The organism is Undibacterium umbellatum, from assembly GCF_014284125.1.
Classification (GTDB): Bacteria; Pseudomonadota; Gammaproteobacteria; order Burkholderiales; family Burkholderiaceae_D; genus Undibacterium; species Undibacterium umbellatum.
Window position 1 is genome coordinate 90,897 of the sequence record NZ_JACOFX010000017.1, and the last position, 14,495, is coordinate 105,391.

A 14,495-nucleotide genomic window follows, 5' to 3' on the forward strand; every position below is an offset into this window, starting at 1 on the left:
TGCTAAATTTTCTTAGTGTAAAGCCGTTTTTGCAGCTGCTTTGGATGCTTTGAAGTTTGCCTGAAGTTTGCCAGTAAAAAAACCCGCAAACCTTGATGGCTTGCGGGCTAACTTTATTTGATCCATCCAGACACTACTGCACATCAAGCCATGCATCCCATTACTGCAGATGCTGCCAATGGCTTGAAGTGAATCAATGCCCTACTTCACTTTGTATTACCGGTACAGCCAAGATAAACCAAAAAATTCCTGCGGTATGTTCGTCAGCGCACTGATGGGTGGTTTTTTTGCGCGCATGCTCCGCCTGCATTGCTCTATATGTGCTGGTGCTGCGGTCACTGTTGGCGTGCTGTTGCTGGCAGGTAGAGCGTGGCATCACGACTGAGCTGTTTTGATTTTCCATTCACAATTAAGCAAACAAGGCCCCCCATGAAATTTTCCATACTGATGTTGACACTCGCTGGCGTAATGGCGACAACCGCGTGTGATCGTCAACCGACGCAAGTTGTGGTTCCTGTGCCGGTTGCCGTACCCGGCCCCGCCGGAGCGACTGGTGCAACAGGTGCTACAGGTGCAACTGGCGACAAGGGTGTACCAGCTTCTGTCGGTGCCACCGGCCCCGCAGGTGCCGACGGCATGCAAGGCGCAACTGGCGATAAAGGTACACCAGGTGAACAAGGCTATGACGGTGCCAAGGGCAAAACTGGCGAGCCAGGCAAACCCGGCGAAACCGTCATCGTTTTGCCGCAAAAATAAAACCAGGTTAATCCGTGTTCGTCATGCCGTCGAGTGATGAACACGTTCTTGCCCACTATTCCCTACACTCTCTCAAAAAGTAAATCATGAATCAGATTATCAATCTCATCGTTTACCTGGTTGTCTTTGGCCTGATCTGGTGGCTGGTCGGCATGCTGCCTTTGCCAGCACCGGTAGCACAAATAGTGCGCGTGCTATTCATCGTCTTGCTGATCGTCATTGTCTTATCTGCCTTTGGCTTTGTACCTGGTGTACGTATGCCACAAATACGCTTGTAGACAACATGGCATGCAAGCAATTTGCATGCTTTCTTTCTCCTGCCCTGCCTGCACGCCGCGCCCTGTCTGATTATTCTTTCTTATCTGCGACGCGCGCGCGTAGCCATTCAATCACGACTGCCACCAGAAAAAATCCCATAGTGACCAGCAACAGCTTGAGCATGACACCCACGTCAAACTGCTTGCTGCGGTAAGACGCCGCAGCAGCAATCAAGCCAGCCGCGCAGAGTATGCGCATGCCTTGGCGCTTATAGGCTGCCCTGCATAAAGTTAGAAATTTGTTGTCTGTGTCGCTGCTCATACAATTGTGCTTGCAAGTCGTGAGAGTGCGATTCTAACAGTGCCGGGCAAACGGCAGTGAAGACCTTGCCTTGCAGACGGCGCAGGCATCGCCTTGATTTCTGCTCAGCCTGCAAATGCTCTTCGCAGAGCAGCCCCCGCCAGGAGACGAGTCGAGTCCAGTGTAGGGAGGCTGGAATTATCATCGCTGGCAATCAAAGGTAGCTCCGTACAGCCTAGTATCACCGCATCGCATCCGTCATCTTTGAGTCTGTCTATGATGGCGAGAAATTCGCGCACGCTATCTGGCTTGATGATTCCACACACCAGTTCATCCATGATGATGCTGTTCAGGCGCACCCGGTCTTTTGCATTTGGCAGGGCAAAATCCAGGCCCTTGTTACGCAAGACGGCTGGATAAACTTCACTGCCCATGAGCCAGTCTGTGCCTGTAATACCCACACGGCGGTAGCTGTGCTGTACCGCAGTGGCAGCGACTTCTTCGGCGATATGCAACCATGGCAAGGGTGAAGTAGCCTGCACCAGGTCATAAGCAAGGTGGATAGTGTTGTCCGGGCAAATCAAGAAATTTGCCCCAACCGCGGCCAGCTTGTGTGCCGAAGCTAGCATGAGGTCAGCCACACCTTGTCTATCGCCGCACTCAAGGCGATCAACATACAAAGCCAGCGAAGGCGTATGCATACTTACTTCAGGATGGGCATGCGGGCCTAGCAAGGATGCTCCCTCTTCGCAAATAGTGCGGTAACAAAGCGCCGCACCGGCGGCGGAACAGCCTACTATGCCTATGTGAGCCGTCATGCTTTGGATCTCCAGTTTTGATATAGGTTGGAACTTAAATGGAGTTTAAGAGCAAAAGTACAAGATGAGCCAATGAAAACCTTGACTGCCTTTCATGCCTCTGCACAGATTAGTGATATGACTTCCTGGATTTTCCTATCAATGCATAATTTGCATTTGTTATACTCAATACCATCATCAAGGACTTTAAGAAAGATCTCACCATGTTTTTACCTTGGGAAAAATTGCCCGCCTGGCTTTTGGGCCCACTGATGACATGTTTGGGTGCATATTTAGTGCTACATGCTGAGCCCTACTCATGGCGTCAATGGGAGGCCCTGGGATTCATAGCAATTGGAATTGTTATTTTCATATTCGGCATGAAGAAACTATACGTCAAGACAGACGGATATCACATTAATGGAGCTTTGACTTCATCACGAAAAAAGACAAAAGAAGAACGCGAGAAATTATCGGCACCCAATTTTGCCAACTACGATGCTATGCAACTAAAACGAATTCTTAGCCGCATTGACGCAGATCGCTATCCGGAACGGGTAAAAGAAATACAAGCCAGATTGGATGCACTTGAGCAAAATTGAACCACTTATTGCAATTGCTGACGCTTCTTCACTTAGCTGTATCGATTTCTTTGGCATGTGAAGATTTTTTTGGCTTTGAGATCAGACTTGAGCACAAGCTCAGATTTACACATCGGACCAGCCCTTGCCTCAACTGCTCGCCAAATTTGACATCCGCCCGCGACAGCCCCACAATCAGCCCGCGCTGGCAAATTAGATGAAATTTTCTAGTAATAATGATATTTTTTCATGACGCGCTAGTCTGGTGCGATGCAGCAAATCTTCACTCTGAAGATGCCAGTAAAACAGACTGAAAACAATATTCATAAAATGGTTGTCTGCCTGCCGCGACTTTGCACAATTTTTGACCAAAAAATCAGATTGCGCTTGACGTTCAACAGGCGCCATAGTTAAATACGAAATCGATTGCGCAAACGATTGCGCGACAACTTTTATCGAGAATAAGCATCATGAAGCCACGCATTACGGTAGTCGGCAGCGTCAATATGGATCTGGTTTTTCGCACGCCGCGCATGCCGGCCGTGGGTGAGACCCTGCATGGTCATGAATTTTGTCAGATTCCCGGTGGCAAAGGGGCTAATCAAGCCGTTGCTGCGGCCCGTCAGGGTGCGCAGGTCAGCTTCATCGGTGCGGTGGGTGATGATGGTTTTGGCAGTTTTTCCCGCGATTGCCTGGCTGCCGAAGGTATGGAGCTCACGCACCTGGCCCGCGTAGCTGGCGTGGCGACTGGCGTAGCCGGTATTTTGGTGGATGACAGCGGCAGCAACAGCATCGTACTGGCGGCAGGTGCCAATGCCACACTGACAGCGGCACAGGTAGATGCTGCCACCGCTGCCATCGCTGGCGCGCAATTACTTGTTTGCCAACTTGAAACCCCACTGGCGACCGTCACCCGCGCGATAGAAATCGCCCGCGCCCAGGGTGTCAAAGTGATTTTGAACCCGGCCCCGGCACAAGACCTGACAGACGCCTTGCTGGCCCAGGTCGATTACCTGATCCTAAATGAAACCGAAGCTTCGCAACTGAGCGGCATCACGGTTGTAGACCAGGACAGCGCCAAAGCAGCATCGGAACAAATCTTGCGACGTGGTACGGGCACGGTTTTGCTGACCATGGGTGAACATGGTGCCCTGATCACTGAAAGCACGGGCAGCCAGTTCATCCCGGCTGTCAAAGTTGATGTGGTGGACACCACAGCCGCTGGCGACACCTTCGTTGGTGCCTTTGCCGTTGGTCTGGCGAATGGCCTGAGCGTGATCGACGCCAGCCGTGAAGCACAATATACGGCTGCACTGACAGTCACCAAACTGGGAGCGCAAACATCCATACCGCAACGCCAGCAGGTGCTGGATTTCATGGCCGTCAGGAAGGCTGCCTAAGAAAATAGCTTGCGAAAGCAGCACCAAAATTGGGCACTGGCACAAAATCATGCCCTGCCAGCAGCGCCAACACTGTTTTTGATAAAATTTCGCCCGCGTGGCTGAAACGAAATGTCTGCACCATGTTAGGCTTGCACAGGCTTTCAAGACTGGCTTGATTTTTTATAAAGCCCAGACTGTGGCAGCAAAATACATGGTTTTTAATTTGGGCGCTGCATGCTCTACGTGAGCACAACAGCACAACAGTACAACGACATCTGATGAAGGAAATTTCATGAAACTCAAGCAAATCTGCCTGTCCCTGGCGACCCTGATGGCTGTCGGCGGCGCGGCTAGTGCTTATGCTGCAGACCTTAAATTTGCAGTGATCTATGACGCAGGCGGCAAGTTTGACAAGTCCTTCAACCAGTCAGCATCTGAAGGTGCAGAGCGTTTCAAGAAAGAAACCAAGCTCAATTACATCGAGGTGCAAGTCGCCAGCGACACCCAGACTGAACAAGTCTTGCGCAACCTGGCCCGCAAAAAAGTGGACCTGATCGCCGCCATCGGCTTTGCACAGGCGCAGGCAGTGCAAAACATTGCCAAGGAATTCCCGGCAACCAAATTCGTGCTGATCGACGGTATTGCTACCGGCGACAATGTCAGCTCCGTCTTATTCAAGGAACAGGAAGGTTCTTACCTGGTGGGTGTGGCAGCAGCGATTGCCAGCAAATCAAAAAAAGTAGGCTTTGTTGGCGGCATGGACATCCCGCTGATACGCAACTTTGCCTGCGGCTATGCACAAGGTGCCAAAGCCACGGAACCCAAGATTGATGTGGTACAAAACATGGTCGGCACCACCACGGCAGCCTGGAATGACCCGGCCAAGGGTGGCGAACTGGCACGCGCCCAGTTTGAACGCGGCGTTGATGTGATTTTTGCAGCAGCCGGTGGTAGTGGCATGGGTACACTGCAAGCTGTCAAGGAAAAAGGCAAACTGGGCATAGGTGTTGACTCTAACCAGAACTACATGCATCCAGGCAGCATGCTGACATCGATGGTCAAGCGCGTGGACCAGGCCATCTATGACAGCTTCATGCAGTTGAAAAATGGTAACTGGAAAGGCGGCACCCAATACAAGGGCCTGAAAGAAGGCGGCGTAGATTGGGCACTGGACAAGGATAACCGCGCTGTTGTGAGCGCTGACATGGAAAAACGCGTCAACGCGGCCAAGCAAGACATCATCAGCGGCAAGGTTAAAGTTGTTGATTTCCGTGAAGGCAATAAGTGCCCGGTCTGATGCCTGGCAGAATTTGACGATAAATTTACCAAGAATTGACTATAGGGCGCAAGTGTCTGACATGGATACGATGCGCCCTGATTGATGTTTAAGCCCTTGCACACCGCCATTTAAAGAAACGCTCAAGTATGCAGCCAGCAGTTGAATTTCAACAGATCTCCAAACGTTTTGGTGCGGTACAGGCCAATCGTGATGTGAGCTTTTCCATTGCGCCGGGTTCCATCCATGGCGTGATTGGTGAAAACGGCGCAGGCAAGTCCACGCTGATGAGCATACTGTATGGCTATTACCGCGCCGACAGCGGCAAGCTGCTCATCAATGGCGCAGAACAGCATATCCGCAACAGCCAGGAAGCGATTAACCTGGGCATAGGCATGGTGCATCAGCATTTCATGCTGGTCGAGAACATGACTGTACTCGACAATGTCATGCTGGGCACAGAAGGCGGCTTTCGCCTGAAACCCAAGCGCCATGAAGTCGAAGCCAAGTTGCGCGAGATTTGCCAGCGCTACTCTCTGGAAGTAGACCCACTGGCGACAATACAGGATTTGTCCGTCGGTGTGCAGCAAAGGGTGGAAATCCTCAAGCAGATTTACCGCAGCGCCAATATCCTGATTCTCGATGAACCTACCGCCGTTTTGACGGTGCAAGAGACAGCCTCCTTATTTGAAGTGCTGCGCCTGTTCAAGGAACAGGGCAAGACCATCATCCTGATTACCCACAAGCTGCAAGAGATACAGGAAATCACTGACCAGGTCACCGTCATGCGCGGCGGCACTGTCATCGGTTCGGTGGCGACCAAGGATACGACAACGGCACAGATGGCTGAAATGATGGTGGGCCGCCCGATAGTTACCCACTTGCCACGTGCTGCCTATGCGCCGGGCGAGATGGTGCTGGAGGTCAAGGACCTGAACCTCATCAATTCACAAAAAGTCAGCCTGTTGAAGAATGTCAGTTTCAATATCCGCGCGGGTGAGATCGTGGCGATTGCCGGTGTCTCTGGCAATGGCCAGAGTGAATTGCTGGAAATCTTGAGCGGCATGCGCCTGCCTACCAGTGGCAAGCTGCAAATGCAGGGCAAGGACTTGCCCTTTGCTGGTCGCAAGGATGCCGATGGCTTGCCAGCAAGCTTCCGCGACTTGGGCATAGCCCATGTGCCAGAAGACCGCTTGCGCGATGCCGTCGTCAAGAATTTCTCGGTGATGATGAACAGCTTTCTGGGTTACCAGAAAAAACTGGGCAAGTCCTTTGGTTTGCTCGATTACAAAAGCATATTGAAGAATTGCACAGACTTGCTTGCCAAGTTTGACGTACGCCCGGCAGACCCGCATTTACGTATCGCCCTTCTATCTGGCGGTAACCAGCAAAAGGTGGTGATGGCGCGCGAGATTGCCGCCAATCCAAAACTGATGCTGGTGGGCCAGCCTACCCGTGGTGTGGATATAGGCACGATAGAAAGCCTGCATACCCGCCTGCTGGCGATGCGCGATGCTGGCATTGCGATTTTGCTGGTATCGGTAGAACTGGAAGAAGTACGCGCCCTGGCTGACCGCATCCTGGTCATCTCTGGTGGTGCCATCACGGGTGAACTGAAGGCAGAAGAATTTGATGCAACCGAGATAGGTTGCCTCATGGGCGGCATACATACTCATTAAGTGCCCGGGATGAAATCCAGCCTCGGTAAGAATATTGCAAGAACAAGCGAATACAGACAAGCGACCAAACCAAGATGAATCAAGCCGACCTCCCACGCTGGGCCACCGCATTTGCCCTGCCTCTGCTAAACCTGTTCTCCGCCTTATTGGTCGCGGCGGGTGTGATTTATCTGCTGGGCGAAAGCCCGATAGAATCTCTGAGCATACTCATCAATGCAGCCGTACTGAACCCTGAGGGTTTGGGTTACACCCTATTTTATGCAGCCACCTTTATCTTCACTGGTTTGTCCGTGTCGGTGGCCATGCAGGCAGGTTTGTTCAATATCGGTAGTGAAGGCCAGATGTATGTTGGTGGCCTGGGCCTGACCCTGGTCTTGCTGTGGCTGGATTCGTCACTGCCAGGCTGGTTGCTGATACCGCTGGCGATGCTGGGCGCTGCTGTATTTGGTGCTGCGTGGGCTTATCTGCCGGGTTATCTGCAAGCCAAACGCGGCAGCCATGTGGTGGTGACCACCATCATGTTCAACTTCATCGCTGCCAGCTTGATGAATTATGTGATCGTCAGCTTCCTCATCCCTGCTGGTCAGCAAAATACGGCCAGCCGCGTGTTTGCCGATGCATCGTGGCTGCCCAAGCTGAACGGCATTTTGCCGGTGCTGGGAGAAACACCACTGAACATCAGCTTTGTGCTGGCCCTGGTGGCGCTGGTGATTTACGGCCTTGTTGTATGGCGCACCACCTGGGGTTACCAGTTGCGTGCCACCGGCCTGAACCAGCATGCGGCGCATTATGCCGGTATCTCCATCAGCAAAACCATAATCGTGACAATGATGATATCTGGCGCGCTGGCTGGCCTGGCTGCTGTCAATTCTGTCATGGGTTCTACTCACTATCTGAACCTGAACTTCCCTGCTGGTGCTGGTTTTATCGGTATCGCGATTGCTCTGATGGGGCGTCAGCATCCGGTGGGTATTTTGCTGTCATCCATTCTGTTTGGCGCGCTGATACAGGGTGGCTTTGATCTGTCGCTGGAAAAAGCCAATATCCCGCCAGAGACCTTTATCTTTATCCAGGGTTTGATCATCCTGTTCTGCGGTGCCATGGAAAACCTGTATGCACCTGCCCTGTCTGCCCTGCTCAAGCGTAAGGAAAAATGATGTTTGATGATTTTCAATTTTCCAGCATCCTGGTATCGACCATACGCAATGCGCCGGTATTGATATTTGCGGCCATGGCTGGCCTGTTTGCAGAACGCAGCGGCGTGGTAGATCTGGCGCTGGAAGGCAAGATGCTGGCCGCCGCCTTTGTCTCCGCCGCCGTGGCTTTTGTGACCAAGAATCCCTGGCTGGGCATCATGGCTGGCGTTGGCATTTCTGCCACCATTGCTCTGCTGCAAGGCTTTGTCAGCATCACGCAAAAAGGTAACCAATTGGTCGCCGGTATCGCCCTCAATATTGCGCTCAGCGGTTTGACCTTTGTTGTTGCCCAGTATTTCTTCCAGCAAGGTGGCCGCACGCCTGACCTTGGCGAAGCCCGTTTATTTGATATCGTCTTGCCAGGCTCAGCCGCTATTGCCAGCATCCCATTCATAGGCTGGGTGTACACCAGGCTGATCGGTGGGCATAGTGCCCTGGTATATCTGGCTTTTGCCTTGATCCCGGTTGTTCACTGGGTCTTGTACCACACCCGCTTTGGCCTGCGCCTGCGCGCTGTTGGTGAGAACCCACATGCGGCAGATGCGGCGGGCATTAATGTAGAACGCACCCGCTTCATGGCCATGCTGTGCGCTGGCGTGCTGTGCTCGTTCTCTGGTGCCTATCTGTCCATCGTACAAAGTGGCTTCTTCCTGCGCGACATGTCGGCAGGTAATGGTTACCTGGCATTGACCGCACTGGTATTCGGTAACTGGCGTCCACTGCACACAGCACTTGGTTGCCTGATGTTCGGTTTCTTCGCAGCCCTGCAAGTCCAGATCGAAGGCGTGGTCTTCCCTGGCATAGGCAAGGTACCCGGCTCCCTGATACAAATGATACCTTACGTGGTGACCGTGATCGTTCTGGCAGGCTTGATGGCAAAGTCCGTCGCCCCGAAAGCGATAGGCCAGCCGTTTGTGAAGTCACGTTAATTTAAAAAACATAAGACCTTTCACCACAGAGGCACAGAGAAGAGCGAGTGAAGAGCCGAAGTGTTGGCTTATTCGTAGGTTGGGCTGATGAAGTGTAGCCCAACCTACACAATTGCAACCTCCTCGGCTTTTCTTCTTGCCCTTCTCCGTATCTCTTTGGTGAGCTTTTAGGTTTTCCTAACACTTAATAATAGGACTTACGCAAAATTGTCCCAGCAAGGCGTGGCGACGAAGACAGTACTTTAGTACGGCTAGGAGCTGCAACGCAGCTGGGGCGGTTTTGCGTAAGTCCTAAATAATTTCGACCTCCTTGAACCGGGTCAACTGCAACAATTCACATCGCGACTGGGTTCTGCCCAATGGCCAGCCGGTGTAATTTTGGAGAGCATACACATGTCAACAACAGCTAAACATAAAGTCATATTTGATACTGATCCAGGCGTCGATGATGCAATGGCCTTGTATTTCGCGCTGGCACATCCGGATATCGACGTGGTCGGTATCACTACCTCATTTGGCAATGTCCATGTTGAGCAGGCAACTGCCAATGCACTGTATCTGACCCGTATTACCGGCCGCGATATCCCGGTCGCACAAGGCGTACCTGTACCATTTGCCAAAGAACCTGGCACACCTCCTGATTTTATTCATGGTGCCGATGGTCTGGGTAACCTGAACAGCCGTATTGAATTAGGTGGCAAGGCAGAAGTGGAAAGTGCTGCCGAGTTCATCGTCAAGATGGCGCGTCAATATCCTGGCGAAATCACCCTGGTTGCCGTTGCACCTCTGGGCAATCTGGGCCTGGCCCTGAAGATGGAACCACAATTGCCCAAGCTGTTAAAGCAGGTCGTGCTGATGGCTGGTACGGTCGATGAACCAGGCAATGTTTCGCCAGTGGCAGAAGCCAATGTCTGGAATGACCCTGACGCAGCTGACCTGGTCTTCACCGCAGGCTGGGACCTCACCATGGTGGGTCTGGATGTCACCCACCGCGTGGTATTGCCGTCAACTTTCTTTGCCCGCCTGGCTGAACAGCATAAACACGTAGCGATGGATACCCTGTCGCACGCTGTCAACTTCTATGCCAACTTCTACCAAAGCATACGCCCGGACCTGGGCCATGCCTGCTATGGTCATGACGTGCTGGCTTTTGTCTGGCTGGTGGCACCAGAGATGTTCGAGACCAACTCTGGCCGCGTGCGTGTTGCCAAAGAAGGCATAGGCAATGGCCAAACCATGATGGCAAAACTGCCTATCCCCTACCCACAATCCGGCTGGGAAGCCAGCAAGCCAGAAACCCGCGTTTGCATGAAAGTCGATGCAGAAGCGTGTAAGCAATTGATCGACAAGACACTGTCATCAAACTGGCTGCAGGCTCCGCTGGCACCAGTGGCAAACTGAGGAGAGCGCATCATGTTTATCGAACCAGTTGATTATCGCGCACCTGATGCTGCGCAAAAGTTTACTGAAAGCCTGCACCGCACTGGCTTTGGCGTGCTGACCAATCATCCTTTGTCGCAAAGCACGCTGGAAACCATTTACAAAGAATGGTATGACTTTTTTCAGACCGATGCGAAGAACAATTATGACTTTGACCGCGAAAAAATGGACGGTTATTTCTCGCCTAGCATTTCCGAGACAGCCAAGGGCCAGACCAAGCGTGATTTGAAAGAGTTCTATCATATCTACCCTACGGGCCGTTATCCGTCTGAAGTATCGGACGCAGCACGCAAGTATTATGACGATGGTGCCAAACTGGCAGCAGAGTTGTTGCAATGGGTAGAAGACTATTCGCCTGCCGAGGTCAAGGCCAAATATTCCATGCCCTTGTCAGACATGATCACTGACAGCGACCTGACACTGCTGCGCGTTCTACATTACCCACCGCTGCGTGGCGATGAAGAACCCGATGCAGTACGCGCCGCTGCCCATGGCGACATCAACCTGCTGACGCTCTTGCCAGCCGCCACACAAGCCGGTTTGCAAGTGCTTGGCAAAGACGAGGCATGGCATGACGTGCCCTGCGACTTTGGCATGCTGATCGTGAACATCGGCGACATGCTGGATGAAGCATCTGCCGGCTACTATCCATCGACGATACACCGCGTGCTGAACCCTACCGGTGAAGAAGCGAAAAAATCACGCATCTCGCTACCACTGTTCCTGCATCCGCGTGCGGATGTGGTGCTGTCCGAGCGTCATACTTCCGGCAGTTATCTGCAAGAACGTTTGCGTGAACTGGGTGTAAAGAAGTAAGTTCTTTGCAGCTTGGTTTTACAAGGCCATCTGCAAGTGAAAAGCCCGCAACAGGAAACTGTTGCGGGCTTTTTTGTTACGCCATGTTCCTTGGTATTCTTCGACGTGCGGCACAATGCACGGCAATATCCGTCTTCAGCAACGAGCCTCCCAACCGTCATGCCAGACTCGATCTGGCATCCATCGTCATTTAGCCATGTCGCTCGTTTCACCATGCACGAAAAAACAATGATCCTCCCCCCGCCTGGCTATAAACTGCATCGGTATGCCAACAACACCGCTGGATGCCGGATCAAGTCCGGCATGACGGGTTTGAGAATCAGCGTTTGAATTACAGTACGCGTATTCAAAGGACATAAACTGCTCTATGAAAACCGCATCATCGCCCTCCCCAACTCCTCATGCAAAAGCTGAAACACCGCCTTGACGCGGGTAGTCTCACGCAAATCAGGATGTATCAGCAACCACAGTGCCGCCGCGCATTCGGGTATGGGCTCCCCCACCCGCTGCAAGGCATCTGAGGCATCACCCAGGATGCAAGGCAAGATCGCCAAACCGATGCCCTGCAGGCATGCTTGCTGGACCAGGCCAAAGCTGCTGCTGCGGTAACCGACCTCATCCAGCGGCAGGATATTGTCCAGCCAGCGCAGGCTGCGGTGGCCGCTATGGGCATCATCGAGCGCTATCCATTCATGCTGCTCCAGTGGCAGGTCTGCATGCGATGCAAAATAAGACGCTGCCGCGTAGATGCAAAATTCCAGTGGGGCGATGTGTTTGCCTATCAGATAATCTGGCGGCGTGATTGTCGGGCGCACGGCAATGTCGGCATCGCGTTTGGACAAATTGGCAGACTTGTTATCGACTTCCAGCGTCAGCCTAATTTGCGGATAACGCTGGCGGCACAGGGCCAATATGGGTGGCAGTAAAGTCAGGGCCAGACTGTCGGTTGTCGAGATGCGTACCAGGCCGCTGGGTCGCAAATCTGCGCCCGCCACCCGCAGCATGGCGCTGGTGGCAATCGCGTCCAGCTCGGCACCGGCGCGCATGAGTTCTTCGCCTGCGGGCGTGGCATGGTAGCGGCCAGCGCTGCGTTCAAACAGGCGCACACCAGTTTCTGCTTCCAGCTGGTTCAGGCGACGGAAGACGGTTGCATGATTCAAGCCCAGACGGCGGGCAGCACCGGCCAGCGAGCCTGTCTCGGCTATCCAGGCAACCAGTCGCAAGTCATTGAGATTTTCTACGCTTTGCATTTTCGCAAACCATCTTGTCGTGAATAGCTAATTGTATTGCATAAATGTAGAAACTACACTGCGTATGTCATCTATTAATCAATCACTACAGAGGAGAACGAAATGAAACGTACAGTCTTAGCAGTCATGACAGGTTTGCTGTTTGCCACTACGACACAGGCAGCCGAACCTATCTGGGATAGCAACAAGGTCGAGATGATCAGTGAGAAACTGGGTGAAGGTGTGTATGCCTACTATGCCAATAACGCCAAAGAACTCAATGCCAAGGGTGGTGCTGCAGCCACCAGTGGCGGCTTGATCGTCGGCAGCAAGGGTGCCCTGTTGATAGAGACCATGCTCAACAAGCGCCTGAATTCACAAGTCATGGCACTGAGCCAGAAGCTGGGTAAGAAACCCATCCTGTATGCCGTCAACACCAGCTCGCACGGTGACCATGCCTACGGCAATATGTATATGCCCGCCAGCACGAAGATTATCCAGCATGCCCAGACCAGCAACTATATCCATGCACATCTGGACGACGACAAGGCTTTCATGATCAAGAACTTCGGCACTGGCCGCGGCATAGAAGAAATCAAGGCACGCACTGGCGATGTTCTGGTCGCGCCAGGCAGCACATTAAAGCTGGACCTGGGCGGCAAAGTTGTGGAGATCATGGACTTTGGCTTTGCCCAGACCGGCGGCGACCTCTGGGTATGGGAACCGCAAAGCAAGGTGATGTGGAGTGGCAACCCTGTCATCGCTGGCAAACCCGCGCTGCCCTGGTTACTCGATGGCCACCTGATCGCCACGCTGGAAACTCTGCGCCGCGTTGATGCCTTTTTACCGGCGGATGCCCGCATCGTACCCGGTCATGGCGTAGCTATAGGCAAGGAAGACTTGAAATGGCAAATCGCTTATCTTGAAACGGTACGCAGCCAGGTGCAGGCAGCCATTTCCCAGGGCTTGAATCTGGAACAAACCGTTAAGCAAGTCAGCATGCCAGATTATGCGGGTTATGCGCTGTTTGACTGGGTACACCCAGGCTTGAATGTGCCTGCAGCATATAAGGACTTGGGTGGGAAGTAAGTGCGCGCTTATGCTGCTGTCATGGCGGCATATGCAAGGCTTTAACTTGCAGGGCGCAGCATGTGCACCCTGCAAGGATGTGGTTCAAGCCGCTTTTTGCGTCGATGCTTTCGCCAGACTCACGGTGTCGCCAGCAGGGATGCCGTCAGATTTCCAGCGCGCAAATTCTGTGCGTATGGCTTCCAGGGTTTGCTTGCTGATTTCAGGCAAACTACCACCCAGTATCTCGGCTGCTTCTTGGAAGCCCTGCTCTACTGCAGCTGTAATTTTTTCCAGCTTGGCGGGGTCATCGCCTATGGCTGCTTTGGCAAAACTGAGTATCCGTTCAGCAGTTTTCTGTACGCTGAATTCACCACCTTCAGCTACTGCTGCCTGGGCTGCCTTGATGGCTTCAGGGCTGGCATTGATTTTTTGTTGGCCGCTGACTACCTTGGAAATTTCCAGACCTTGTTGTTCAATCAAGGGTTTGATGAGGTTGACGATCTCCTGGGCCTTGCGGTCAGATTCTTCCAGCAGGGCTTGCAGGTCAGGCTTCGCAGTCTTGTTCAGGCGCGGGTCATTATAGACAACGGTACTTTCTTTACTGCCTGCGACCGAGCTATCCAGATTGACCTTGGCGCTTTGATCAGGCGTGGCTTTGATATCTGCCTCTTCAGCGCTCTTATCGCCAGCCTTGGGTACTTTGGTTTGCGCAGTCTGATAAGTGCGCGCGTAGATGTCTTGTGTCGAAATGCCTAAGCTCATAATATTACTCCAGGGTAATATGG

The 14,495-nt window shown here is 52.7% G+C and carries 15 protein-coding genes; 11 read left to right on the forward strand and 4 right to left on the reverse strand.

The window, feature by feature from the left end; genetic code table 11:
- The first annotated feature begins 429 nt into the window (after nucleotides 1-429).
- On the forward strand, nucleotides 430-756 hold the full coding sequence (locus H8L47_RS30125; protein WP_268978090.1) for a collagen-like protein: 327 nt from the start codon (nucleotides 430-432) through the stop codon (nucleotides 754-756).
- A gap of 86 nt (nucleotides 757-842) precedes the next feature.
- Nucleotides 843-1,034, forward strand: a complete 192-nt coding sequence (locus H8L47_RS23610) for a Thivi_2564 family membrane protein (RefSeq protein WP_186956061.1) — start codon at nucleotides 843-845, stop codon at nucleotides 1,032-1,034.
- Nucleotides 1,035-1,104: 70 nt separating this feature from the next.
- On the opposite strand, the gene H8L47_RS23615 is transcribed toward H8L47_RS23610, so the two are convergent.
- Nucleotides 1,105-1,335 (reverse strand): hypothetical protein, encoded by a 231-nt coding sequence (locus H8L47_RS23615; RefSeq protein WP_186956063.1) that lies wholly within the window; start codon nucleotides 1,333-1,335, stop codon nucleotides 1,105-1,107.
- A gap of 104 nt (nucleotides 1,336-1,439) precedes the next feature.
- Nucleotides 1,440-2,132 carry an aspartate/glutamate racemase family protein gene (locus H8L47_RS23620; protein WP_186956065.1) on the reverse strand — a complete coding sequence of 231 codons (693 nt, stop codon included), beginning with the start codon at nucleotides 2,130-2,132 and terminating at the stop codon, nucleotides 1,440-1,442.
- A 203-nt stretch (nucleotides 2,133-2,335) separates the two neighbouring features.
- Here H8L47_RS23620 and H8L47_RS23625 point away from each other — a divergent pair, with 203 nt between their 5' ends.
- From H8L47_RS23625 to H8L47_RS23660, 8 genes are all read left to right on the forward strand, one after another.
- Nucleotides 2,336-2,713 carry a hypothetical protein gene (locus H8L47_RS23625; RefSeq protein ID WP_186956067.1) on the forward strand — a complete coding sequence of 126 codons (378 nt, stop codon included), beginning with the start codon at nucleotides 2,336-2,338 and terminating at the stop codon, nucleotides 2,711-2,713.
- A gap of 449 nt (nucleotides 2,714-3,162) precedes the next feature.
- The gene (gene rbsK / locus H8L47_RS23630; protein ID WP_186956069.1) at nucleotides 3,163-4,092 is read left to right on the forward strand and encodes a ribokinase; all 930 of its coding nucleotides are present in this window, start codon (nucleotides 3,163-3,165) and stop codon (nucleotides 4,090-4,092) included.
- A 274-nt stretch (nucleotides 4,093-4,366) separates the two neighbouring features.
- Nucleotides 4,367-5,371, forward strand: coding sequence for a BMP family lipoprotein (locus tag H8L47_RS23635; RefSeq protein WP_186956070.1), 1,005 nt, complete (start codon nucleotides 4,367-4,369; stop codon nucleotides 5,369-5,371).
- A 128-nt stretch (nucleotides 5,372-5,499) separates the two neighbouring features.
- Complete coding sequence (locus H8L47_RS23640; RefSeq protein ID WP_186956072.1) at nucleotides 5,500-7,029, forward strand: ABC transporter ATP-binding protein; 1,530 nt, start codon at nucleotides 5,500-5,502, stop codon at nucleotides 7,027-7,029.
- A gap of 74 nt (nucleotides 7,030-7,103) precedes the next feature.
- Nucleotides 7,104-8,186: an ABC transporter permease gene (locus tag H8L47_RS23645; protein WP_186956073.1), complete on the forward strand. Its 1,083-nt coding sequence runs from the start codon at nucleotides 7,104-7,106 to the stop codon at nucleotides 8,184-8,186.
- Nucleotides 8,183-9,154, forward strand: a complete 972-nt coding sequence (locus H8L47_RS23650) for an ABC transporter permease (RefSeq protein ID WP_186956074.1) — start codon at nucleotides 8,183-8,185, stop codon at nucleotides 9,152-9,154. The genes H8L47_RS23645 and H8L47_RS23650 overlap by 4 nt, the downstream gene beginning before the upstream one ends.
- Before the next feature lie 393 nt (nucleotides 9,155-9,547).
- Nucleotides 9,548-10,555 carry a nucleoside hydrolase gene (locus tag H8L47_RS23655; protein WP_186956075.1) on the forward strand — a complete coding sequence of 336 codons (1,008 nt, stop codon included), beginning with the start codon at nucleotides 9,548-9,550 and terminating at the stop codon, nucleotides 10,553-10,555.
- Between the two features lie 12 nt (nucleotides 10,556-10,567).
- Nucleotides 10,568-11,410: an isopenicillin N synthase family oxygenase gene (locus tag H8L47_RS23660; RefSeq protein WP_186956076.1), complete on the forward strand. Its 843-nt coding sequence runs from the start codon at nucleotides 10,568-10,570 to the stop codon at nucleotides 11,408-11,410.
- Nucleotides 11,411-11,775: 365 nt separating this feature from the next.
- Here the strand turns inward: H8L47_RS23660 and H8L47_RS23665 are convergent, their stop codons facing one another.
- Nucleotides 11,776-12,660 carry a LysR family transcriptional regulator gene (locus tag H8L47_RS23665; RefSeq protein WP_186956077.1) on the reverse strand — a complete coding sequence of 295 codons (885 nt, stop codon included), beginning with the start codon at nucleotides 12,658-12,660 and terminating at the stop codon, nucleotides 11,776-11,778.
- Between the two features lie 102 nt (nucleotides 12,661-12,762).
- On the opposite strand from H8L47_RS23665, the gene H8L47_RS23670 reads away from it, so the two are divergent.
- Nucleotides 12,763-13,728 carry an MBL fold metallo-hydrolase gene (locus tag H8L47_RS23670; RefSeq protein WP_186956078.1) on the forward strand — a complete coding sequence of 322 codons (966 nt, stop codon included), beginning with the start codon at nucleotides 12,763-12,765 and terminating at the stop codon, nucleotides 13,726-13,728.
- Nucleotides 13,729-13,812: 84 nt separating this feature from the next.
- Here H8L47_RS23670 and H8L47_RS23675 read toward each other — a convergent pair whose 3' ends face one another.
- Nucleotides 13,813-14,472, reverse strand: coding sequence for a hypothetical protein (locus tag H8L47_RS23675; RefSeq protein ID WP_186956079.1), 660 nt, complete (start codon nucleotides 14,470-14,472; stop codon nucleotides 13,813-13,815).
- Nucleotides 14,473-14,495 lie beyond the last annotated feature (23 nt).

Coding starts and splice junctions, on each gene's coding strand:
- H8L47_RS30125 (WP_268978090.1), top strand. CDS start 430: ATGAAATTTTCCATACTGATGTTGACACTCGCTGGCGTAATGGCGACA.
- H8L47_RS23610 (WP_186956061.1), top strand. CDS start 843: ATGAATCAGATTATCAATCTCATCGTTTACCTGGTTGTCTTTGGCCTG.
- H8L47_RS23615 (WP_186956063.1), bottom strand. CDS start 1,335: ATGAGCAGCGACACAGACAACAAATTTCTAACTTTATGCAGGGCAGCC.
- H8L47_RS23620 (WP_186956065.1), bottom strand. CDS start 2,132: ATGACGGCTCACATAGGCATAGTAGGCTGTTCCGCCGCCGGTGCGGCG.
- H8L47_RS23625 (WP_186956067.1), top strand. CDS start 2,336: ATGTTTTTACCTTGGGAAAAATTGCCCGCCTGGCTTTTGGGCCCACTG.
- rbsK (WP_186956069.1), top strand. CDS start 3,163: ATGAAGCCACGCATTACGGTAGTCGGCAGCGTCAATATGGATCTGGTT.
- H8L47_RS23635 (WP_186956070.1), top strand. CDS start 4,367: ATGAAACTCAAGCAAATCTGCCTGTCCCTGGCGACCCTGATGGCTGTC.
- H8L47_RS23640 (WP_186956072.1), top strand. CDS start 5,500: ATGCAGCCAGCAGTTGAATTTCAACAGATCTCCAAACGTTTTGGTGCG.
- H8L47_RS23645 (WP_186956073.1), top strand. CDS start 7,104: ATGAATCAAGCCGACCTCCCACGCTGGGCCACCGCATTTGCCCTGCCT.
- H8L47_RS23650 (WP_186956074.1), top strand. CDS start 8,183: ATGATGTTTGATGATTTTCAATTTTCCAGCATCCTGGTATCGACCATA.
- H8L47_RS23655 (WP_186956075.1), top strand. CDS start 9,548: ATGTCAACAACAGCTAAACATAAAGTCATATTTGATACTGATCCAGGC.
- H8L47_RS23660 (WP_186956076.1), top strand. CDS start 10,568: ATGTTTATCGAACCAGTTGATTATCGCGCACCTGATGCTGCGCAAAAG.
- H8L47_RS23665 (WP_186956077.1), bottom strand. CDS start 12,660: ATGCAAAGCGTAGAAAATCTCAATGACTTGCGACTGGTTGCCTGGATA.
- H8L47_RS23670 (WP_186956078.1), top strand. CDS start 12,763: ATGAAACGTACAGTCTTAGCAGTCATGACAGGTTTGCTGTTTGCCACT.
- H8L47_RS23675 (WP_186956079.1), bottom strand. CDS start 14,472: ATGAGCTTAGGCATTTCGACACAAGACATCTACGCGCGCACTTATCAG.